This is a genomic window from Paenibacillus marchantiophytorum (assembly GCF_014640555.1).
Lineage (GTDB): Bacteria > Bacillota > Bacilli > Paenibacillales > NBRC-103111 > Paenibacillus_E > Paenibacillus_E marchantiophytorum.
Genome location: NZ_BMHE01000019.1, coordinates 86,725 through 108,910, shown reverse-complemented (window position 1 = coordinate 108,910; position 22,186 = coordinate 86,725). Strand labels below are relative to the sequence as shown.

The following is a 22,186-nucleotide window of genomic DNA, read 5'->3' as shown; positions in this document are numbered from 1 at the left end:
CAAGTCATATAAATGACTTGCAGGCAGCCTCTTTTATTTAATAGCGATTGTCAAACTGTTTAATCACGATAACTCTGACGGTATCTAAGATCGTTGGGTCATCTTTGTAGGTCAGTGTTACGGTTGTAGTGCCAGGCTTGAATCCTTGAACAAGACCGTTACCACTTACTGTGGCAATCGAAGGGTCATCACTTTTCCATTCCAAACGTCCCTTGAGTTCATCTCTCCATTTAATTGGGGATATGACTGTTTGTGGCCAAAGATCGTAGGAGCTTGTATTGGTATTCAAAATTAAACGAATAGGGCCATCTGGAAGTGCAACGTTGGTCAAGTTCTGAGTGATCGTCACATTTCTTATATCTTCTTTGCCCCCCACTAAAACTTTGACTTTGATCGTTCCCTTGCTTGTACCTGTTAACGTAACATCTTGCGTTGTATTCTTGTCTAGGGTTGCCTGTCCAGTTTCTTGAATAATGAACCATTGAAATCCAGTGTGGATAGCATCAGGTCTTTGGATAATAGCTGTTAAAGCAACCGACGAATCTTTGTCAATGAATATTGACGCATTCGTATCTGCTGCATCCAGTTTATCCTTTCTTTCAATGTTAACTAATCTTACCGGGTTTTCTACAAGAACTGTAAAGTTTTTTTCGTACAATTTACCTTTGTATGTTACCGTGACTGTGCCTGTAATTGCTCCCACTTTTAGGGCGGTAATGGTGCCATCTGCTTGCAGACGCACAATGTTTTGACTCTCTTCCGATGTTTTCCAACGTATTTCCTGCAACTCAGGGTTTAGAAAGTTATTACTAACATCAAGTTTAGAAGGTTCGTCACCTAAGTAGATTGTAGTGGTGCTGTTAGTGTTAATAGCTGGCAGGATAACGTCGATTTTGGATTCTGCTGTTAGCGAGCCTGAATGAACTCGGACTAGCGATGTTCCTGCTGCTAAGGCTTTTATTGTCGAATATCCTTCGGGAATGCTTGCATTTAATCCTGTAGTTGTAATGGATACTTTGGACGTATCTGTAGATAACCAATTTAAAGATGTGTTCGTCGCATAACCTGGTGAATACGCCGCATGTAGTGTAATTTGATCGCCAACCTCAAGCTTCTTATCGCCATCAAGCGCTAAGCTCGTAATTGGCGCAACTACGCTTACTGTGTAGGTTTGTGTATATTGTTTGGGTTTATCCGTATTGATAATTAAAGTAACGGTAATCTGCCCAGGATAGCGACCTTGTAAAACACCAATATCTGTGTTGTTACTAGTGAATTTGGCGATTGCTTCATTCGAAGAAATCCATTGAATCGACGTGATCTTTTCGCTATCGCTTGCTTTAACAAGCAAGGATTGAAGATGGATGATTTCATTGACATTGACCGTTGATGGGCCAGTAATATTGAGTCCTGGGATAATAACGGATACCGTTGATACGGCAGACAATCCGCTGCCATCTTTGGATGTTGCTGTGATTTTGGCGACGCCGGCTGCTTTGCCAGTCACTACGCCTGTGTTATCGACAGTTACGATAGATGGGGTATCGGAGACCCATGTGAAATCCGTATCACGAACATAGCTGGAATCGGTTGGCGCATATTTAGGAATCAATTTGGTCGTGTCATCTTTGGCAATTGTCACATTATCCAATTTCAAAGTAGTTAATTTCGTAAATGCCGTGATCAGTCGATTTGTAAAAAGGATGGATTGATCTGAAACGGTACTATAATCTTTGAACGTCAAGGTTGCATCAGAAAGGGCATAATCGCCATTGGCCAATGGCTTAACGATGATATTGAAAGATTTGGGATCCGCGATAAATTTATTACCGGCTTGGCGGTAAGGGATGTTCGTGATATTACCTTCAATGGTATAGCCGACCGCAGCGTCTTTCGTTTTAGTAAAACCTTCTGGCAATGAAATAATTTCAAGGTTTGCGGGCAAGGTTTCTTTGTAATGTATGTTTTGAATAGTAAGGTCATCAACGTTAAAAGCTGCATTGTAATCCATTGCGATCGGGCTTACTACATAGTTAATGGTCACTGGCGTGTTCTTCTCTACGCGATCATTGGATAATGTCCGAGTAGGATTGAGTCCTGTAGATTTAATGACTTTAACAAGGACTTCTTTCGTTTCCAAGGCGCCACTTTGATCGGCAGTCGTAACTGAAATGGTCAGATCGCCACCACGGTTAGCTAATGGATTGGGGAATGGTCTAGTAACTGTCTCACCTTTCGGTTTTTCCAGCCCTGTAAGGACGGTGTCCACACGATCGGTGCCATCTGCATTTTTGTACTTTAACTTGATTGACGAAACCGTCGTTTTATCAGAAAGATCTAGATCATCTGCTTTGAAACTGACCGAAATATCGCTGTTGGCAGACATATAATTTTTGCTGCTGCTCGAAAAGGGGACGGGCGCTAATATTTCCAAGGTTGGCTTATGATTCGAACCAATGAAAGCACGGTACATCGTGTTGACGAATAGCTTCTGCTCCCAATCGGGGAAGGAACTATTTCTTGTTGTATTAACAAAATTATGTCCTGTGCCCGAATACGTCACATTTCCTTTGGAGTAGGTATAATAATGATTCCAGCTATCTTCTACATCGCGAGCGCTGCCATTGATGTTATACCATGGAATGACTTTGGGATCGTTAAGATCCAGCCTGAAGTATTGATCATGTGTAGTTGCCACTTGCGGCGTTTCTTCGCTGATATAGAAGGGGAATTCTGTAAGTAATCCTTCATTAATTTTTACCGTTGAGGTTGACGTATTGGGTGCATTGAGCCCCATGTTAGTCATAGGTCCGATTTGTCCAGTATCCGTTTGGAACTTAGTGATCCATGTTTGATTGCCTTGATAAACCGTATCATGCGTGAACATAACGCCTTGCCCTGTTGCAATATAAGCTTTGACGGCGTCTGCAGCCGTATCAGAGATTTTGGCCGTGCCATTATAAGAATCATTAAAGCCAAAGATCAGCATGTCATATTTACTGTTTAAAGTTTTGAATTCGGTTGAATTAAATGTGCTGAAATCAATCACTTTAATGGCAATCTCGTAGTCAGTTGAGTGTAAATAATTTTGTCGCAAGTTAGCTTCCAACAGCAAGCTGCTTGTTTGGTTGGCTGATTGCGAGTCGGGAATTACTTGAAGTACCTGAATGGTTGGAGATTGATCCTTATATCGAAAAACACCAGAAGCAGAATCTTTCAATTTACCAACACTCGTTTGATCCACCAACTCAAGTCTCCAGTAGTATAAGCCTGAATAACCTTTGGGAAGAGGGAAGCTAATTGTATTGCCAGTCAGTGATGTGACGGGAACCGATTGTACAAGATTTTTGGCGTCAAATTTAAGCACGCTGTCGATCCCGAGATAAAGATTGGCAACAAGATTGCGTTGACTCAAATTTCTTACATTGGAAACATCAAATGTGTAGGTAAGCGTGTCTCCTGCTTTGTACTTCTTCTCCCGGTTAGCGCTAAGCGTGAAATCGTCCGGTCTGCTCGTAATATTCAATTGCGGCCTGACATTTGAAATCTCTACTAAATTCGTTTTGGCCACAAAAGCGCTGACTGTGTCAATATCCGTTTTGTTGATGAATATGACGTTGCTCTTAGGCGTCGTTTGAAAAGGTTTAAACAAGGTATACAAATTCCCGCGAAGACTTGTCCAGTTGTTGTTGCTGTTCAGGTAACCTTGATAAAGAGCCCCGCGGTTTTGCGTTGAATCACTATATACGATAACTGGAAGCCCTTTGTTTATGTACTTTTCAGTAATTTCCGTCGCTTTAAGAGGCGTAATATCATTCTCTTCATATCGCGTATTGTGATTACTGCCGGTTTCTGAAGTGGGATTGAATAAACTTCTACCGAAATAGATAGCATCGTATTTCCCGTCAAGCTCATCTCGCAGAGCTACGAATTTCTTAATGCTCATCGTCTCTAATTGAAAGGCAGAGTTCGTGCTTAGCAAAGACGAGAGATCAGAAACGACAGAATTAGCCTCACCGCTGGCAGGTTTCTCTAGATCTTTGATCTCGAGAATTTTTAACGGCTTCGTAAAGTCAAAGGAAGTGAATTGAAATTTGGTGGCGGTACTCATTTCGGTTTTGGCAGACGTGATCGTTGAAGATAGGTCTGGAGCGGAAACGTAACTGTTAAATTTGGATTTAAAAGAAACGGTTGCGTCCGCGTTCGTGATCTTAACGAATTTCTCGCTCGCTCCGACACTCGTCGCTGTTGCTATGAGAGCTGAACTGCTGCTCGAACCTGCTGTTACATAGCGGTTGTTAGCTCTCGATTTCAAAGCTACAGCTCCGTCCGTTTGCTCGATCATCTCGAAGAGTTCGCCAGACCAAACCTTGTCTGCGTTGGCTTTCAGTTCGGTAGCGCCGGAAGAACCAGCGGTTATGTACTTATCGGTTGCTACGGATTTTAAGGCAATTGTACGGCTATCACCAGAAGCGGCTAACACAGGGCTAGGCGCAATACCCGCAAACCCGAACAAAGATGCTGCCAATGAAGCGATCAGTACGAGACTGATCTTAGTTTGTTTGGTTCGTATCATTTTCTTTCCTCCTATGAAGTATGAATGTCTGTATCTTGCTTATGAGACTATTTTACTACTTATGACTATAAGAAAGATACAGTTTGTGAATATTTTATCGAAAAAAATTAGGAAAAAAATACTAGGCATTCTGTGTTTTTTTTCAGAGGAAATTAGATGACAGTTGGAGAATCTGTAAAGAAAGACCTTGTCACACCTGATGTTTATAAGATTTTACAAATTTTATTTTTAGCTATACCATTATTTATTTACATGCTGTATAATGAAATCTATTGTGATTTGAGGTGGGTATTAAGTCCTACCTAATTGGTTTGCAAGTCCTAGCTTATTTTCTCGAAAATGATTAGTGCGATGGAGTTGATCTAGAATGGCTCTGGTAAGAAAAAGATTAGGAGACTTGCTCGTAGAGAGCGGAATTATTTCTGAAGCTCAACTCCAGGAAGCTCTGAAAGAACAGAGTAAAACGAAACAAAAGCTTGGAGATCTGTTAATCACGCAAGGTTACATTACTGAGCAGCAATTAATTGAAGTATTGGAATTTCAACTGGGTATTCCACACGTAAGTTTGTTCAAATATCAGATAGATCCTGAAATCACTAAAATTATTCCTGAAAGCATGGCACGTCGTTATCAAGCGATTCCTCTTCATAAAGAAGGTGGAAAGCTGATGGTTGCGATGGCCGATCCACTTGATTATTTTGCAATAGAAGAAATGCGTATGAGTACGGGGTACCGCATCGAACCGGCGATTACCACCAGAGATGAATTGCAGCGTGCAATCGCGCGTCATTATGGTCTTCAGGATTCGATGAGCCAGATGATGACCGACATGCCAACAACTGATGATATTAAGGAAACTGAAATTACGGATGAGGATTCGCCAATTGTACGATTGGTTAATCAGATGATTCAACAGGCCGTCCAACTGAAAGTTTCGGATATTCATGTGGATCCAGGCGAAACGAACTTGGTCATCCGATACAGGGTTGACGGTCATCTGCGGACGGAGCGGGTTATCCCCAAGCAAATGCAAGGATTTATTACGGCTCGTTTGAAAATTATGGCGAAGCTGAATATTGCAGAACGCAGATTGCCTCAAGATGGTCGCATTAAAATGCAAGTGGATTACAAACATGTCGATATTCGTGTATCTTCGTTGCCGACGATTCATGGCGAGAAGATCGTATTACGTCTGCTAGATTTGTCTACAGGTGTAAAACCGATTGATCAGTTAGGTCTTGGCGGACGTAATTTGAACGTATTCCGGGAAATGATTGAGCAGCCCTATGGGATCTTATTGATCACAGGACCGACGGGAAGCGGTAAGACGACGACGTTATATTCTGCACTGAGTCATTTGAATCAAGAAAACGCCAATATTATTACGATTGAAGACCCTGTAGAGTACCAACTTGAAGGGATTAATCAGGTCCATGTGAATCCGACGATTGGCCTTACCTTTGCGGCGGGACTTCGCTCTATTTTGCGTCAAGATCCTAACATTGTCATGGTCGGGGAGATCAGGGACGCGGATACCGCAGAGATTGCAATTCGAGCTTCTTTAACTGGACACTTGGTGCTTTCTACCTTGCATACCAATGATTCCGTCAGTACGATTACCAGGTTTAGAGATATGGGAATTGAACCTTACTTGATCGCCTCGTCCCTTATTGGTGTTGTGGCACAGCGATTGGTGCGTAGAATCTGTCATGAATGTAAAACGGCGTATGCACCAACGGAGCAGGAACAATTTTTCATGCAAAGCAAAGGCATACAAGTTGAGAAGTTGCATAAAGGGATAGGGTGCGGCGCTTGTAACAGAACGGGTTACCGGGGAAGGGTGGCTATTCACGAAATTTTAGTTGTCAATGATAAAATGAGACAGCTTATCAGTGATATGGCCTCTGTCCAAGAGATGCGCGAAGCCGCCCATGAACAAGGGTTAATCCAACTTATGGATGATGGCATTGATAAAGTCATACAGGGAATTACCACCTTACAAGAAGTAATCAGAGAAACGGTCGCTCATTAAAGTGGAAGGAGGTAGAGAAATGTCTGATTCGCTAGAACGCATGGTAAGTTTATTGAAACAGGCGCATGAATCCAAAGCATCAGATTTGCATCTATCCGTTGGATCACCTCCGATTCTTCGCGTGCATGGAAGCTTACAACAAGTTGGCAGCGAAGTTTTACAAGCGGTAGATACAAGATCTATGGCGGAGGCTATTCTCAGTCCAGATCAGATTGAGCGGTTCAACCAGGCTGGAGAACTGGATTTCTCCTATGAGTTGGAAGGATATTCGAGGTATCGGATCAATGCTTATCGTCAAAGAGGCAGGGTAAGCGTAGCGATTCGTACGATACCAGCCCAAATTCCGACGTTGGAGCAGCTGCAGTTGCCAACGATAATAAGTTCACTTGCCTTGAAGCCGCAAGGACTTGTCTTGGTAACCGGACCTACAGGAAGCGGGAAATCTTCGACCTTGGCGGCAATGATTGACTACATCAATCGCAAAGAGAAGAAGCGCATCGTCACCTTAGAAGATCCAATTGAGTTCTTACATACACATGCATCTTCCATTATTGATCAGCGTGAAGTGGGAAGTGATACCAAGAGCTTCTCCAATGGATTAAGAGCAGCACTTCGCCAAGATCCAGATGTCATCCTAGTTGGCGAGATGCGTGATCTTGAAACCATTTCGGCTGCAGTAACGGCGGCTGAAACCGGACACTTGGTTTTTGCAACGCTGCATACAACCGACGCGCCGCAAACGATTGATCGTATCATTGACGCTTTCCCCGCCCATCAGCAAGGTCAAATTCGCGTCCAACTGGCAGCGGTCCTTGTGGCTGTCATCTCGCAGCGACTTTTGCCTAAACCAGGCGGGCAAGGCCGCACTTGCGCAACGGAAATCATGGTTAACACGCCAGCGGTAGGCAATTTGATTCGAACCGAGAAGATTCACCAAATCAAAAGTGTGATGCTCACCGGCAAAAATCAAGGCATGCATACACTGGATATGTCCATTAAGGAACAGATGCAGATGGGACTAATCGATCCAATCACAGCAAGAGCATATCTGGCTGAAGGTGGTGGCATGTAATGGCAGAGTTTCTCTACGAGGTAAGAGGTAGTGGAGGAAAGCTGTTAAAGGGGAAAATATCTGCTTCGGATAAACCAGCTGCGGTCGATGATCTTAGGCGAAAAGGGTATGTGGTCCTTTCTTTGAAAGAGGAGCAGTTCAAAGCTTTAAGACAGGATATTTACATTGGCAATCCAGTTAAAATGATTCATTTCATTATTTACTGCCGTCAATTCGCTACATTAATTCGAGCTGGAGTTAATATCGTCGAAGCAACGAGTATTTTGGCTGCGCAGACGGAGAGTAAAGCTTTGAGGAATGCTCTTGTCCATGTTGCATCTAGTATTTCCAAAGGCGTCTCATTCTCACAGTCAATTTCGGAGCATAAGCGGATATTTCCCCCAATGTTTATCAACATGGTTCGGGCTGGGGAAGAGACTGGGGATCTGGAAGGGACATTGGAGCGGCTAGCCAAATTTTTTGAGAAAGAGCATGTGACGAGAGAGAAGATTAAGTCAGCCATGACTTACCCCGCTACGGTTGGAGGGCTTTCCATTGTGGCAGTGATTTATTTGTTAAAGTCAGTGGTTCCTCAATTTGTCAGCACTTTTGAGTCATTGCATGCTGAGCTTCCTTTGATTACTAGAATAGTTCTAAAATTGAGCAACAGCATTCAACATCAGTGGGTTACTTGGATCTTTAGTTTGCTGGCCATTATTGTCATTTATCAAGTGGCCAAACGTAATGAAAAAGGTGCTTACATCATTGATTATTTGAAATTGAAAATACCTATTTTTGGTAAATTGAAACAAAAAGGCGCTATTGCCTTAATGACGAGGACGCTTTCGTCCCTCTACTCCAGTGCAGTTCCAGTTCTTCAATCCTTGGCCATCGTCGAAGAGGTTGTAGACAATAAAGTCATCGGTGGTTTTATTAAAAAATCAGCAGATTCATTAAGGCAAGGGAACCCGTTGTCTGAACCGTTGAAGCAAGCCTGGGTGTTCCCGCCATTGGTAACGCAGATGATTTCCATTGGTGAAGAGACAGGCGCTTTGGATCAGATGTTGGAGAAAATTGCTGATTTTTATGAGATGGATGTAGAGAATACGGTGGATCGGTTGAAGTCGCTGCTGGAACCATTGTTGCTTGTTGTCCTATCAGGACTTGTTGGTGGAATTGTTGCAGCCATTATGCTGCCGATGTTTAGCATGTATTCGAATCTAAGTTAAACTAACTATTTGGAGGTTACTAGTATGATATTGAAAATGATGAATCGCCTAAAAAAAGAAGAGAAGGGCTTTACGCTGATTGAGTTGCTTGCTGTTATTGTTATCTTGGCTGTTATTGCGGCGATTGCTGTTCCTTATATTTTGGGGGTTATTACTAAGTCAAAAGATGACGCAGATGCTGCATTCTTCCATCAGGTTTATGAAGCATCTAGATTGTACATAACTTCTGAAAAGGCTGGTTCAGCACCTGCAACTGTTAAGGTATTAACGGATTTAGTCGGAGGAAAATATTTAGAAGCTGGTCTTGTTATGCCTAGTACAAAAGATGCTATAACAGCAGGTAAACTTGAGTACAATACGTCAACAGGTGCCATTATTAATATTGTTCTCACTACATCAGTTGATACTTATACAATTACACCGGTAAATGATGTTGTTGTTGGTAAAGGTAAAAAAACCGCTGCAGCTACGGATTATTTATCAGAATCATAAAATATTTTTTCGAAAAAGGAATCGGTTCATTCCGATTCCTTTTTAAAATAGAATTTATTAGTTTTTGAGTACCTGCCTACGATACGCAGAGTAAGGAAGAAAACGGAGCAAATTAGCACGCTTGGTGGTCTGGATTTAAGGAGTTCTCCCCACGACGTGTTCAAGAGCAGAAATGGAAGAGTGGAGCAGGGTCTTGTCTGAGGACGTATTTCAAGTCTACCATCGACATGTCTAAGAGACATGTCGATATTTGGGAGAGTGAAGCTTGCTCAGAATTTAAATGTTGGAGATTGACTCCAGTCTCTAGCCTTGGGTTGCAGGCCCCCCCTTCCCGATGGAGTGGTTCAATGAGATGAGAACGAGTTAGCTGTGAACGTACGTATCTGTTCGAATGGCTGCTGGTTTGGAGGTATAAACAAGCTATTTGGCAGAATGAGATCCTCTAGCTTTGCAATCGTGCGGAGATAAGGGAAAGTCAAGCCGCGATTGTAGGAAAATGTGTCATGATAGCGAGTTTGAGGGAACTACAGTACGCTATAATTCTGAAAAGCGCCATATTCCATGCCAGAGGGAACTACGATCCGCTATTTCACTATTTTCCGGTTGGAATCAGCAGGTTCCGCTTAAATAGCGGATCTCAGTTCCCGTTCATGCTACGTTTACCCCAGTTCCCGCCATATAGAGGATCATAGTTCCTTTTCACACGACGCTCTCTGTCATTGTAAAGCCCAAAGGGAACTAGGATCCGCTAGTTTGTTGAAAACTGTTATGAAGACACTCATCTCATAGGGCAACTAAGCCGTTTTTCACAAAATCAAAGAAAGCGACCCTCAAACATGACGATTCTAATCGTAATTTATGTCTTCATCGTTGGTCTTGTCCTTGGTTCGTTCTTCAACGTAGTCGCGCTGCGCGTGCCGGCCAAACAGTCCATTATCAGACCGCCTTCCGCATGTCCTAAGTGTGAAACACAGCTGAAATCAAGAGATTTGCTGCCTGTAATCAGCTACCTTTGGACAAGAGGAAAGTGCCGCTACTGTGCCTCCAAAGTTTCCTTGCTCTATCCATTAGGGGAACTAGTAACCGGACTATTATTTGTATGGGTTTACTTGCATGTAGGTTTTCATCCAGAAGCTATCCTTGCATTGCTGCTTGTAAGTTTATTAATCATAATTACAGTTTCTGATTTAACATCAATGCTGATTCCGAACAAAATCTTACTCTTTTTCTTGCCTTTTCTTGCGGGATTGCGTTTTGTTTTCCCAGGAGAACAGACTTGGTGGAGTTACGCACTGGGTGCTGTTATTGGTTGTGGGCTCATTGTCCTAATTTCGATCCTTTCACGCGGCGGTATGGGGATGGGGGATGCCAAACTCCTTCTAGTTTGCGGCTTAGTGCTAGGACTAGCTCATATTGTTGTGGCATTTATTTTAGCATGTCTGATAGGAACTCTGATTGGCGGGTTGCTGCTGATGTTAAAAATCATTAAACGAAAACAACCGATTCCATTTGGCCCCTATTTGGCTTTGGGCATTTTGATTTCATATGGTTATGGATCGGATCTGATAAAGATGTACGTAACATTACTCGGATAGCAGGATGTGATAGGCATGTTTGGACTAGGATTGAAGCGAATTGGGATAACGGTTGATTCCACGGGCGTCCGTTATGTGACGGTAAAGAGAAAGAAGTCATGGGAGATCGGATCGAGTGGCTTCCTGCCGATACCGCCAGGTATCATTGTAGAAGATCAAATTGTGAATCCGGAATCTTTGAGTCTTCAAGTGAAACAATGGGTAAAATCCGAAAAATTAAGGGGAGCTTCGGCAACGATAGCAATCCCAACTTCGCAAATTATTATTCGTAAAATGAGAATTCCCAGCATCAAAGCGCAGGAACTCCGTCAGCTTGTTGAACTTGAGGTAGAAACGGCGCTGCGTTTGCCTTTTGAAGATCCTGTCTATGATTTCATTAAAGTCAGTCATGACGATGAGAGTACGTTAGTGCTCGTTTTTGCCGCACCTAAGAAATTGATCATGAATTATGTGAAAATTTTTGAGGATGCCGGCATCCATGTGAAAGCTGCTGAAATCTCTGCCACAGCATTGGCAAGGGCGATTGCTGCACAGCATGAAGAGTATTTTGAAGAAACGATGTTAGTATCCCTTGATCAAGGTTCAATTGAAGTGTACATGCTGCAAAATGGAAATCCTATTTTTATGCGTACAATCACCCTTGTTGAACACGAACATACTACGCAAGAGGAACTCACGTCGGATCAAATAGGAGAAATTATTGCAGAAATTTCAAGAATGCTTAGTTTCTATCAATATAGTATTCAAGAAAGTTCGAGCCGTATCTCACATATTATCGTTACAGGAGCTAATATAGGGAGAGTGCAGCTGCATCGAGAACTTCAGCAATCGTTATCCGAAATACGGGTAGAAACGGTTGATTTTGACGTCTTTACGAATGGTCGCTCCAAAGATTTCAATGCCAATGCCTACCGCATCGCGGTCGGTGTATCGATGATGACCAAACGAAGTGCCCTTATCAATTTATTGCCGCATAGGAAGACAGAGACCAAGATCAAGCTGCTCCTGCTTGTTATCTTTTTGGCAGCTTGGATTGGCTGTATGGCGCTAAGCGGCGTAACTTATTTTAATAACAAAAAAGCAATAACGCAAAATACAACAAAGATTGCCGCACTGAATCAGGAGAGATCAGCAGCAGAAGCCAAATTGATTAAAAAGCCGGAGGCGCAAGGCGATCCAGCATCATTCATTGCCACTACCAAAGCAAATCGCAAAGATGTCGTTGCCATTGTGAACGATCTGAAGAAACCGCTGCCTGTCGATGCGCAACTCAGTGCAATTGCTTATGCTTCAGAGTCTCAGATAACATTAACCGTTCTCTTTGCCAAGATGGAAGATTCCGCCCGTTACTTGTACGATCTCAGAAGATTGCCATTTGGTGAGAATACATTGCTTCAATCGATTGCTGAAACAACAACTTCAAATACGTATGGGAACGTACCAATCGCCAACACGGATACGACGAGAACTATAGAAGCGCCGAACACGGAAGTCGTGAATCCAATTTTGCCTACTCCCATTGCTGCACCGAAGCAGTATACAGTCAATTACACAGTTTCATTTAAGAAAGATATAGCTGCAAAACCAGCAACGGAAACGAAAGGGGCGGATAAAGCGAATGTCCAACAAAAATAATACGCAGACATTGCTGTTATTCGGAGCTGCCTTGTTGTTTCTCGGTCTTTTCGCTTTTTATTACTTTTTGCAAATGCCATCTTCCGATAAGGTTAAAGCGCAGGAAAGTGAACTAGCAACACTGAATAAACAAGTCCAGTTGCTCAACAAAAAAGTGAGTGAAAAGCAGAATGCGGTCATAGGCCCGTCCATGAAGGAAGTGCAAGCGGCATTGCCTTTATGGGATAATACGGAGCAAATCACACTGGATTTGAACAAAATTAAAAAAGATACTGATGTAAGTTTTAATTCAATTACGTATTCGATCAGCGAGAAGAGTTCACAACAGCAAACAGATGCGGCGAAGAAAACGGCCTACCCGAATGTGCGAGAGGTAAAAGTTACCACATCCGTAGCGGGAACTTTTAAAGAGATCTCAGATGCTATTACCCAATTGCAGGCTCTGCCTCGATTAATTAAGGTAGATACGGTTAATTACGGCAGTTTGCCAAAGGATTTGACACGCAAAATTACGATTAATCTCACCTTTACGGCTTTCTTCGACCCCTCCTATAAAGCGAAGGTAGATAAAGTGGAAACGCCGTATTAAAAGAAGAGAACACTTCAACCCATGCTGATATGGGATGGAGTGTTCTTTTTTTAAAGTGATTTACCGAATTCTCCTGCAAACAGAAGCTCATTAATCGGGCGTCTTGTTGACGGCGCTTCACGTTCCTGGAATTTCTCTGACAATGCGTCTACCGGTCCACGGTGACCAATGGCGATGACAGCATGAATGTCATAATCTTCAGGAATTTGCAGAGCTTCCCGAGCTTGATCGCGATGGAATCCGCCCATTGCATGTGTAACTAAACCTTGATTGTTAGCTTCCAGAGCCAGATATCCCCATGCTGTGCCAGCATCGAACTGATGGCTGGGATTGCTATCGCCTCTTGATGTTTTGGTGTAGGAGATAACTAGTGTAAGAACGGGAGCTTTCTCACACCATTCGCGATTGGCCGGCATGATAAAGTCATAGAATTTGGCTTTTTCTTCTTCTGTTCTTGCAATTATGAAACGCCATGGCTGCAAATTGCTGCCGGATGGAGCCCATCTTGCTGCTTCGAATAAGCTTAGGAGTACATCTTCGGTTACTTCTTGATCCGTAAATGAGCGTGGTGACCACCGGGTAAGGAACTGTGGATTGATTTCGTGATCAGGCTGGCGATTGCTTTCGATTTCGGTCGGTAAAGAAGTTGTCACTATGAATTCCTCCTCATTTGTGTAATCTTCCTAATTTTAACTGAAATCAACGTGGATTACGAATTTTTGAAATATACCTTGTAAAGTATGGGTTTTATCAATTGTGGCAAAACTAGTTTGTAGGAAACTGAGGTCCAAGATGAGGTGCGGAAACTATGAATTTTACTAGTCATGATGTCATTATAATTGAAAGAGCTTTACGAACAGCGATGAAGTATGAAGCAGAAGAACTGCGTTCAAGAGATTATCAAGAGGTTTTGCTTAAAATGCAAGAGAGTGCCAATCATGCCCTCCACGTTGACACGCATCTGGCCAGTGCAGATCTAGACGGTGTTCGCTATGATTACGATGATTCCTCTGATCTGATGTAGACATACGAACGTATATTCTGTGAAATAGAAGAAACGAAATGAGTAAGGAGATTCGCCATACCCGCGCGCGATCCCAAGATTTTTCATATTAAGCCCTTTCTCGTAAAGGGGCTTTTTTATTTTGTATTAGACGTATATAATAGGGGAACAATCGTTCTATACGGAGTTGAAGATATGATAAGAAAAAAATCTCTTTCGGATTTAATAAACGGATTAAAAAGTAATGAAAATATAGTAAATTGGCACGAAGTTGAACCCACAGAAGCAAAAACAAGACCCATGCCCGAAAGCGTAGACGCCAGGATACAAGCAGCCTTGGCTAAAAGAGGTATTGAACAGTTATACATTCACCAGCATACTGCATATGAAACTATCCGTAAGTGCGAAAATGTCGTAGCTGTAACGCCGACTGCTTCGGGCAAGACGTTATGTTATAACCTTCCTGTTCTACAGGCAATCGCCGAAGACGACGCCAGCCGTGCGCTTTACTTGTTCCCAACGAAGGCCCTGGCGCAAGATCAAAAAAGCGAATTAAACGAAATCATTAATGAAATGGGTATCGACATAAAAAGCTTTACCTACGACGGAGATACTTCTCCAGCCATTCGGCAAATAGTGAAGAACGTCGGCCATATCGTTATTACGAACCCGGATATGCTGCATTCAGCCATTCTGCCACATCATACGAAATGGGTAAGCTTATTTAGTAATCTTAAATATATAGTCATTGATGAACTGCATACGTACAGGGGTGTATTCGGCAGCCATGTAGCAAACGTAATCCGTAGGCTGCAGCGTATTTGCAAATTTTACGGCAGCGATCCGCTTTTTATCTGTACGTCTGCTACGATTGCGAACCCTCAGGAACTGGCCGAACAGCTTACAGGTAAACCTATGCGACTGATTGACAACAACGGCGCGCCAAGGGGGAGGAAGCACTTTGCTTTTTATAACCCGCCTATAGTAAATAAGCCGCTAAATCTTCGGAAAAGCGCGACGGTAGAAGTAAACCAGCTTGCTAAAGAATTCCTAACGAATAACGTACAGACAATCGTTTTTGCCCGCAGTCGGGTAAGGGTAGAGTTAATACTAAGTCACTTACAAGAAATCGTGAAAAATGAATTAGGGACTAAGTCCATAAGGGGCTACCGGGGCGGCTACTTACCGAATCAGCGGAGGGAAATTGAACGGGGCTTACGAAACGGGGAAATACTGGGGGTAGTAAGTACGAATGCCTTAGAACTTGGTGTAGATATTGGGCAGTTGCAAGTCTGCATTATGTCAGGGTATCCTGGCAGCGTCGCCAGCACCTGGCAGCAAGCAGGCCGGGCTGGTAGACGGCATGGGGAAGCCCTAGTAGTTATGGTAGCCAGCAATACTCCTATAGACCAGTATGTAGTCCAAAATCCTGAATATTTTTTCGAGCGTTCCCCGGAATCTGCGAGAATTAACCCTGAAAATTTGTTAATCCTGGTAGATCATTTGCGTTGTGCAGCGTATGAACTTCCCGTAAAAATCGGGGAAGAATTTGGCCCGTTGGAGATAACTGATATACTGGAATACCTGGTAGAAGAAAGGGTGCTTACTCAAGCTGGCGATTCGTTTTACTGGGCAAATCAATCTTTCCCCGCCCATGAAGTAAGTCTGCGATCCGCAGCGCAGGAAAACGTAGTAATTGTCGACCAATCGGACATAGCAAACGTAAAAATTATCGGCGAGATGGACAGATTTAGCGCTATGACCCTTTTACATGACGAAGCAATCTACTTGCATGAAGGCGTACAGTTTCAAGTCGAAAAGTTAGACTGGGAACATAAGAAAGCATACGTACGGGAAGTCGATGTAGAATATTACACCGATGCGAACCTGGCAGTTAAGCTAAAAGTCTTATCTACTGACCTAACGAAAAAAAGGCGAACAACGTCGTTAAATCATGGCGACGTAGCCGTAAATGTTATGGCAACGATGTTTAAAAAAATCCGTTTGACGAGTTTCGAAAATATCGGATACGGGCCAATTAAGCTTCCCGAAGAAGAACTGCATACCAGTGCGACCTGGGTAGAAATAACTGAGATTGACCCCACATTAGAAACAAAAACGCTAGAGCAACTATTAATGGGAATATCCAATGTGATAAGGCATATCGTACCCATTCATGTAATGTGTGACCGCAGCGACATTCATGTAGTTTCCCAAATAAGGGCCGAACATTCACAGCTGCCTACTATCTTTATATACGACCATTACCCCGGCGGTATTGGATTAGCGGAAGACGTATATAAGCGATTCGACGAAATAAAAGAAGCGGCCAGGAACTTAATTCAAAAATGTCCATGTGAGGACGGCTGTCCTTCATGTATTGGAACTGAAATAGAAGGGAGGGACGCAAAGAGAAAATCCCTTCTTTTACTGGAGGGGTTATAAATGCGTGGTTCTGTACGATCCTTAATTAAAATTCGGTTAAGGACTAACGAAAACATATGCTCTTGTCCTGTGTGCGATCCGATGGACATTCGGGTCGTTCCGCAGGTAAGGGCGGTGCATAATAAGCTGCCGTTTGTGTTTTTCTATGACCGCTATCCAGGCGGTGCCCGATGAGCGGGCTCCGCGAAAGGCTGGGCCGCCTGAAAGGCCCGACGGCGGCGCAGGTAACACCTCCGCCGCTGCCTCCGGCAGACGGCGAGTGGGCGCAGATCGGCGCCCATGTCCACACGAGCCCGGCGGGCTCGTTCATCATGCGGCGCCGTTTGTACGGCGCGGACAGCACGCACGGCAAATATCGGCTGCGGGAGCTGTCCGATGTTGCGCAGCAGCTGTCCTGCTTTCACGACCATGACGCCGTCGTCCGGCACGAAGATCTGCTGTTCTTCGATACCGAGACGACCGGACTCGGCGTCGGTGCAGGCAACGTGCCGTTCATGGTCGGCATCGGCTATTACACAGGGGAGTCTTTCACTGTGGAACAGCTTCTGATTCGCAATCCTGCGGAAGAGCAGGCGATGCTCATTTATTTGCAAACGCTGCTCGAACGCTTTACGCATATTGTTTCCTATAATGGACGCACATTTGACTGGCCGATTCTGAAGAATCGTTACGTCCTGAATCGTCTTCAATTGGACGATGCTGATCTGCTGCAATTAGATCTTCTGTATCCCTCACGCAGTATATGGCGCAATACACTGCCATCCTGTCGTTTGAGCAAGGTCGAAGAAAGCAGACTGGGCTTTGAGCGAGTGGACGATGTGCCAGGTTCCATGGCGCCTACGTTATATTTTCAATATTTGGCGGAGAAAAATCCAGCAATCCTTGAAGGTGTTTTTATTCATAATGAGCATGATATCGTAACGATGGCAGCGCTAGCTACTCATTTTGGCAATTTGTTAACTGATGATACGGAACATGCTGCGGTTATGGATCATTCCGAACTTGAAGAGCTGTTTCGAACAGGCCAATGGCTGGACAAAATGAACCGCACAGCGAAAGCCCAATCTTACTTTGATGCTTTATTTCACAAGTTAATGAGCGGCGCTAGTCAGGCCAACTCCACAGAGCAAGAAAACGCTCTTTTGCAATTGGCTGCCTTTTATAAGAAAAATGGGCAATATCAGCTTGCGGTAGATTTGTGGATACGGTGGATCGAGATCAGAAACGCAAGTATTGCTCTGCAAATAGATGCATATCTGGAGTTAGCTATGTATTATGAGCATCGGGAGAGAAACATCCAGCAGGCCATATATTATGCGGAAGAGGCATGGGCCAAACTGTGGCGCCGCCGCTCCCTGCATCGCGGAGACAAAAAGCAAAATGAGGTTGAAGAAGCATTGGAGAAACGCATCCGACGTTTGAAAGCTAAGCTGAGCAAGACAGCTTCCCCGCAATCCACGCGCAAAGCCAAACCGATCTATGTCAGCGAAGGGTTAATTTAATCATCGAAATGAGGGTCAGCCCCTCTTCGGCGTTGTTTACTTTGTCCTAGATTTGGATATACAAAGAAGAAAACAGCAAGGAGGGAATGCCATGCCTGAACTTCCGGAGATGGAGACATATCGACAACAATTGTCGCGTTTGATTCTAGGGAACGTGATAACCGGCGTAGAGGTGGAGCGTCCTAAATCCTTGAATGTGGATCCTGATCTGTTTATCCATAAGCTAGTTGGCAATCAATTTGTTGGACTAGATCGCAGAGCCAAACATTTGGTATTTCATCTGGGATCAGGTGAAGTTTTGGTCTTGCATTTAATGTTGGGCGGTTGGATGTTTTATGGCTCAGAAGCCGAAAAGCCTGAACGAACTACACAAGTTGTGATTCGCTTTGGGATGCGGAATTTATATTTTATAGGTTTGCGCTTAGGTTACTTGCATCTGCACGCATTATCAGAAGCAGAGAAGCTTTTTGCGAAGCTTGGACCAGAACCCTTAGCACCGAATTTTACTTTTGGAGAGTTCCAAAAAGTGTTGAAAAGCAAAAGAAGCAATCTCAAAGTTTCATTGGTCGATCAAGCTTTTCTTTCCGGAATCGGAAATTGTTATTCGGATGAAATTTGTTTTTATGCGGGCCTATTACCGCTTCGTAAGCTGCCGTCATTAACCGAAGAGGAGCAACATCGACTGTTTGTAGCGATGAGGTCCGTCCTGCTCGAAGCTATTCAGTTCGGTGGTTATATTGACGAGCCCTTATTCGTAGGAGACCGTCTAACGGGGCAGTTTGATGCCAAATGTCGTGTCTATGATCGAGAAGGGGAGTCTTGTGTACGCTGCGGTCATGCTCTGATTAAGACCGAAGTTTCAAGTCGCAAATGCTTTTATTGCGTGAATTGTCAATCATGACAAAGCAAACAAAATTTATTGGCGCTCATGTCAGCACACGCAAAGGGTATTCAGGTGCGGCCAAAATGGCTCTCTCGATCCAGGCGAGTGCTTTTCAATATTTTCCAATGAATCCGCGGCGGCTCTCAACGAAGCAAGTGAACGTTCATGATGCGCAAGCTTGCGCGCAATTATGTCAGGAAAATGGCCTAGTATCGATTGGTCATGCGCCTTACCCGCTTAATCCGGCAGCTGATGAAGTCGAACGCGATTTGATGGTAAGTATTTTAAAAAGTGGCCTAGAAATCACTGATGCTTGTGGTTCAGTTGGTTTGGTGGTGCATTTTGGGAAATATATTGGAAAAGACCCGTTACAAGGTTATAAAAATATAATACAATGTTTGAATAGTGCGACTCAGGGTTATGAGGGTTCAGCGGTGATTTTACTGGAGAATCAAGCAGGAGAAGGTTCGCAGCTTGGATTGACAATGGAAGAGATGGTTCAGGTGCGCAAGCTTTGTGAGCATCCGGACAAGGTCGGTTTTTGCTTGGATACTTGCCATGCTTTTGCAAGTGGTCTTTGGCAGGGGCATAATTGGAGGGATTTGGAGTCAAAGGGCTTGCAGCTTGATTATCTTCCACATCTCAAAGCCGTTCATCTCAATGATTCGCTTCATCCTTATGGGTCAAAACGAGATCGTCATGCCAATATTGGAAGTGGATTTATTGGTCTGGCTCATTTCAAAGAGTTCCTTGAGTCCCCATACCTTAACCATATGCCCATTGTGCTAGAGACAGCTTCCGGAACGGACGGGACCCATTTAAAGGAGATTGCTCTCGTGAAATCGTTGATCCAGGATCCGTAATGGGCACTCAACATGAACAGGAAAGGAAATAAGATCATGATTCATGTATACTTAGATGACTTGCGCCCTTGTCCCCAAGGATTTTCTTTAGCCAGGAACGTCCTTGAGTGTCAATTATTATTGGATGAGTTTGAAGTAGACATTTTATCGCTAGATCATGACTTAGGCTGGACATCGGCACAAACGGGCATGGATGTTGTTATTTGGCTTCTCCAGAAGCGTAAATTTCCACGAACCATTTATATTCATACCTCTAGTCCTTCCGCATGTACCGCTATGTTTCAAATGCTTTATACAGCCAAACCGGAGGGGATGGGCTTATACCCGAACCGTATCCCGGATGAAGTGCTTATACAAATATCTCAAGGGACGTATAGGCAGGATCAGGAATAAGAAAGGATCTTACTGTTATATGATACATTTATCTAATATTCACTTTATACGTGGCGAACGTCATATTCTTAATGATGTTAGCTTGCACATTGCACAAGGTGAACACTGGGTATTACTAGGACGCAACGGTTCGGGCAAAACGACCTTGCTGGAGATGATGAATGGATACGAATTCCCAAGCCGGGGGACGGTAGATGTACTGGGAAATCGCTATGGGCAATGCGACGTGAGGGAAGTACGCAAGAAGATTGGTTATATCTCGCAATCCTTATTCGAGAAAATGAACTTAAATGATCCTGTTCTTGAGGTAGTCGCTACGGGTGAATATGCCTTTTTGCGTTTTTATCAGGAAATTCCGCAAGAAGTGAAAGATCGAGCGCTAGTGATGCTGGAACGTGTTCGTATCCCGCATTTGGCTGATCAGCCACTGGGCAGTTTATCGCAAGGGGAGCGCAAAAAAGTCATGTTGGCTCGTTCTCTTATGATGAAACCTTCCATTTTGATCATGGATGAACCCGCGGCTGGATTGGATTTGTATGAGAGAGAGCGTTTCTTGAGGGATGTTAATGATTTAAGCAAGCAGAATATTACCGTCGTTTACGTGACTCATCATATTGAAGAAATTATCCCCTTATTTACGCATGTTGCTATTATTGAACAAGGTGAATTGATTGCGGCTGGACGTAAAGAAGATGTATTGACCCCAACCAATATTCAGAAGGCTTTTGACGTGCAAATCGCTTTGGAATGGTATCAAGATCGGCCTTGGATCAAAGTTATTGATTAGAAATTGCAGTTTACATAAAGGATGCGGCTATGACACAAACAACTACCTATATTGGCACCTCGAATCATGGGTTCGCCCAATATGCGCAAGACGAAATTCGTAAAATATTCCCGATGACCAAGTTTTATTTGCTGGTGCCTACCGAAGTGTTTTTGTTTGAAATACCTGCGGGTGCAGAAGAGTCACTAACAGCACTGAAAGAGCAGGAACCCATGTTTCTTCGGCATGTTCAACCTGTCGATCAGGTGTGGGAATTAAGCCGCACAGATGCGGACATTGAAAATCTGAAAGAGTGGCTTAGGGAAGCGTATCGTGCCGGGCTCATAGGTTCCGGTCAGAAAATTGCGACTCAAGTTCGCAAAGAAGAGCGTGCTAATGTACCTTATGCACCTTTTACAATTAAAGCTGCTTTGGATGACATTATTGTCGGCGAGATTCAATCAGAGCCTGTGGTACGTTATTCGGATTTCATCATTTCCGTGTATATCAGTGCTGCCAAAGTGTTCGTTGGGCTCTCCAAGCCTGCGGATAATTTGTCTGACTGGTCTGGTGGCGCTATTCGTTTTATGAAAGAAGAAGATCAAATTTCCCGAGCAAAATTTAAACTGCTTGAAGCTGAACAACGATTCGGCATTGATTTTAGTGTGGCAAGAACAGCGCTAGATATTGGAGCAGCTCCTGGGGGTTGGACATCGTTATTGTTAGAACGCGGTTTGCGTGTCACGGCGATTGATCCAGCTGCTATGAGTCCGCGGCTTCTTGGCAATCCCAATTTGAAGATTTACAAGAAGAATGCAGGGGATGTCAAGCTTAAAGACAATGAGTTTGATTTACTTGTTTGTGATATGAGTTGGGACCCACGCCAGATGGGGCGTCTGGTCGCTGATTTGTTGTACTCCTTGCAGAGCGGCGGAACAGCGATTATAACGGTTAAATTGATGCATAAGAAGCCGTTCCAAACGGTGAAGGATATTTTACGCATATTGGAACCGTCGCTTTTTCTGATTAAAGCCAAACAGCTTTTTCACAATCGAGAAGAATTTACACTATACTTACAAAAGACGTAGAATTAGGAAAAATAGGTAGATATTTATAGGAAGCCCTCTTATAA

Annotated in this window: 17 protein-coding genes; 15 read left to right on the top strand and 2 right to left on the bottom strand. The window is 43.6% G+C overall.

Going from position 1 to position 22,186, the window contains the following annotated elements; genetic code table 11:
- Window positions 1-37 precede the first annotated feature (37 nt).
- A complete protein-coding gene (locus tag IEY34_RS18745; RefSeq protein WP_189013942.1) occupies window positions 38-4,576 on the bottom strand; it encodes a DUF5057 domain-containing protein in 4,539 nt (1,512 codons plus the stop codon).
- 367 nt (window positions 4,577-4,943) lie between these two features.
- Here IEY34_RS18745 and IEY34_RS18740 point away from each other — a divergent pair, with 367 nt between their 5' ends.
- The 7 genes from IEY34_RS18740 to IEY34_RS18710 all read left to right on the top strand — a co-directional run bounded on the left by IEY34_RS18740 (window position 4,944) and on the right by IEY34_RS18710 (window position 13,199).
- A complete protein-coding gene (locus IEY34_RS18740) occupies window positions 4,944-6,608 on the top strand; it encodes a GspE/PulE family protein (RefSeq protein WP_189013940.1) in 1,665 nt (554 codons plus the stop codon).
- Window positions 6,609-6,627: 19 nt separating this feature from the next.
- Complete coding sequence (locus IEY34_RS18735; protein ID WP_189013938.1) at window positions 6,628-7,680, top strand: type IV pilus twitching motility protein PilT; 1,053 nt, start codon at window positions 6,628-6,630, stop codon at window positions 7,678-7,680.
- Window positions 7,680-8,888 (top strand): type II secretion system F family protein, encoded by a 1,209-nt coding sequence (locus tag IEY34_RS18730; RefSeq protein WP_189013936.1) that lies wholly within the window; start codon window positions 7,680-7,682, stop codon window positions 8,886-8,888. Before IEY34_RS18735 ends, IEY34_RS18730 begins: the two co-directional genes overlap by 1 nt.
- 24 nt (window positions 8,889-8,912) lie before the next feature.
- On the top strand, window positions 8,913-9,380 hold the full coding sequence (locus tag IEY34_RS18725; RefSeq protein WP_189013934.1) for a type II secretion system protein: 468 nt from the start codon (window positions 8,913-8,915) through the stop codon (window positions 9,378-9,380).
- 836 nt (window positions 9,381-10,216) lie between these two features.
- On the top strand, window positions 10,217-10,975 hold the full coding sequence (locus IEY34_RS18720) for a prepilin peptidase (protein WP_189013932.1): 759 nt from the start codon (window positions 10,217-10,219) through the stop codon (window positions 10,973-10,975).
- Window positions 10,976-10,990: 15 nt separating this feature from the next.
- Window positions 10,991-12,610: a pilus assembly protein PilM gene (pilM, locus tag IEY34_RS18715; RefSeq protein ID WP_189013930.1), complete on the top strand. Its 1,620-nt coding sequence runs from the start codon at window positions 10,991-10,993 to the stop codon at window positions 12,608-12,610.
- Complete coding sequence (locus IEY34_RS18710; RefSeq protein ID WP_189013928.1) at window positions 12,594-13,199, top strand: hypothetical protein; 606 nt, start codon at window positions 12,594-12,596, stop codon at window positions 13,197-13,199. The genes pilM and IEY34_RS18710 overlap by 17 nt, the downstream gene beginning before the upstream one ends.
- Window positions 13,200-13,249: 50 nt before the next feature.
- On the opposite strand, the gene IEY34_RS18705 is transcribed toward IEY34_RS18710, so the two are convergent.
- Complete coding sequence (locus IEY34_RS18705) at window positions 13,250-13,852, bottom strand: nitroreductase family protein (RefSeq protein WP_189013926.1); 603 nt, start codon at window positions 13,850-13,852, stop codon at window positions 13,250-13,252.
- 155 nt (window positions 13,853-14,007) lie between these two features.
- Between IEY34_RS18705 and IEY34_RS18700 the strand changes: the two genes are divergently transcribed.
- The 8 genes from IEY34_RS18700 (at window position 14,008) to IEY34_RS18665 (ending at window position 22,142) form a co-directional block, all read left to right on the top strand.
- Window positions 14,008-14,223: a hypothetical protein gene (locus IEY34_RS18700; protein WP_189013924.1), complete on the top strand. Its 216-nt coding sequence runs from the start codon at window positions 14,008-14,010 to the stop codon at window positions 14,221-14,223.
- 177 nt (window positions 14,224-14,400) lie between these two features.
- A complete protein-coding gene (locus IEY34_RS18695; RefSeq protein ID WP_189013991.1) occupies window positions 14,401-16,647 on the top strand; it encodes a DEAD/DEAH box helicase in 2,247 nt (748 codons plus the stop codon).
- Between the two features lie 170 nt (window positions 16,648-16,817).
- Window positions 16,818-18,149: a ribonuclease H-like domain-containing protein gene (locus tag IEY34_RS18690; RefSeq protein ID WP_189013922.1), complete on the top strand. Its 1,332-nt coding sequence runs from the start codon at window positions 16,818-16,820 to the stop codon at window positions 18,147-18,149.
- A 91-nt stretch (window positions 18,150-18,240) separates the two neighbouring features.
- Window positions 18,241-19,050, top strand: coding sequence for an Fpg/Nei family DNA glycosylase (locus IEY34_RS18685; RefSeq protein WP_189013920.1), 810 nt, complete (start codon window positions 18,241-18,243; stop codon window positions 19,048-19,050).
- Window positions 19,047-19,895 carry a deoxyribonuclease IV gene (locus tag IEY34_RS18680; RefSeq protein ID WP_189013918.1) on the top strand — a complete coding sequence of 283 codons (849 nt, stop codon included), beginning with the start codon at window positions 19,047-19,049 and terminating at the stop codon, window positions 19,893-19,895. The genes IEY34_RS18685 and IEY34_RS18680 overlap by 4 nt, the downstream gene beginning before the upstream one ends.
- A gap of 36 nt (window positions 19,896-19,931) precedes the next feature.
- Window positions 19,932-20,288 (top strand): cyclic-phosphate processing receiver domain-containing protein, encoded by a 357-nt coding sequence (locus tag IEY34_RS18675; protein ID WP_189013916.1) that lies wholly within the window; start codon window positions 19,932-19,934, stop codon window positions 20,286-20,288.
- 19 nt (window positions 20,289-20,307) lie between these two features.
- On the top strand, window positions 20,308-21,075 hold the full coding sequence (locus IEY34_RS18670) for an ABC transporter ATP-binding protein (RefSeq protein WP_189013914.1): 768 nt from the start codon (window positions 20,308-20,310) through the stop codon (window positions 21,073-21,075).
- A 29-nt stretch (window positions 21,076-21,104) separates the two neighbouring features.
- The gene (locus tag IEY34_RS18665; RefSeq protein ID WP_189013912.1) at window positions 21,105-22,142 is read left to right on the top strand and encodes an SAM-dependent methyltransferase; all 1,038 of its coding nucleotides are present in this window, start codon (window positions 21,105-21,107) and stop codon (window positions 22,140-22,142) included.
- Window positions 22,143-22,186 lie beyond the last annotated feature (44 nt).

Excerpts from the sequence above, each read along its gene's own strand:
- IEY34_RS18745 (WP_189013942.1), bottom strand. The coding sequence starts at position 4,576 with ATGATACGAACCAAACAAACTAAGATCAGTCTCGTACTGATCGCTTCA.
- IEY34_RS18740 (WP_189013940.1), top strand. The coding sequence starts at position 4,944 with ATGGCTCTGGTAAGAAAAAGATTAGGAGACTTGCTCGTAGAGAGCGGA.
- IEY34_RS18735 (WP_189013938.1), top strand. The coding sequence starts at position 6,628 with ATGTCTGATTCGCTAGAACGCATGGTAAGTTTATTGAAACAGGCGCAT.
- IEY34_RS18730 (WP_189013936.1), top strand. The coding sequence starts at position 7,680 with ATGGCAGAGTTTCTCTACGAGGTAAGAGGTAGTGGAGGAAAGCTGTTA.
- IEY34_RS18725 (WP_189013934.1), top strand. The coding sequence starts at position 8,913 with ATGATATTGAAAATGATGAATCGCCTAAAAAAAGAAGAGAAGGGCTTT.
- IEY34_RS18720 (WP_189013932.1), top strand. The coding sequence starts at position 10,217 with ATGACGATTCTAATCGTAATTTATGTCTTCATCGTTGGTCTTGTCCTT.
- pilM (WP_189013930.1), top strand. The coding sequence starts at position 10,991 with ATGTTTGGACTAGGATTGAAGCGAATTGGGATAACGGTTGATTCCACG.
- IEY34_RS18710 (WP_189013928.1), top strand. The coding sequence starts at position 12,594 with ATGTCCAACAAAAATAATACGCAGACATTGCTGTTATTCGGAGCTGCC.
- IEY34_RS18700 (WP_189013924.1), top strand. The coding sequence starts at position 14,008 with ATGAATTTTACTAGTCATGATGTCATTATAATTGAAAGAGCTTTACGA.
- IEY34_RS18690 (WP_189013922.1), top strand. The coding sequence starts at position 16,818 with ATGAGCGGGCTCCGCGAAAGGCTGGGCCGCCTGAAAGGCCCGACGGCG.
- IEY34_RS18685 (WP_189013920.1), top strand. The coding sequence starts at position 18,241 with ATGCCTGAACTTCCGGAGATGGAGACATATCGACAACAATTGTCGCGT.
- IEY34_RS18680 (WP_189013918.1), top strand. The coding sequence starts at position 19,047 with ATGACAAAGCAAACAAAATTTATTGGCGCTCATGTCAGCACACGCAAA.
- IEY34_RS18675 (WP_189013916.1), top strand. The coding sequence starts at position 19,932 with ATGATTCATGTATACTTAGATGACTTGCGCCCTTGTCCCCAAGGATTT.
- IEY34_RS18670 (WP_189013914.1), top strand. The coding sequence starts at position 20,308 with ATGATACATTTATCTAATATTCACTTTATACGTGGCGAACGTCATATT.
- IEY34_RS18665 (WP_189013912.1), top strand. The coding sequence starts at position 21,105 with ATGACACAAACAACTACCTATATTGGCACCTCGAATCATGGGTTCGCC.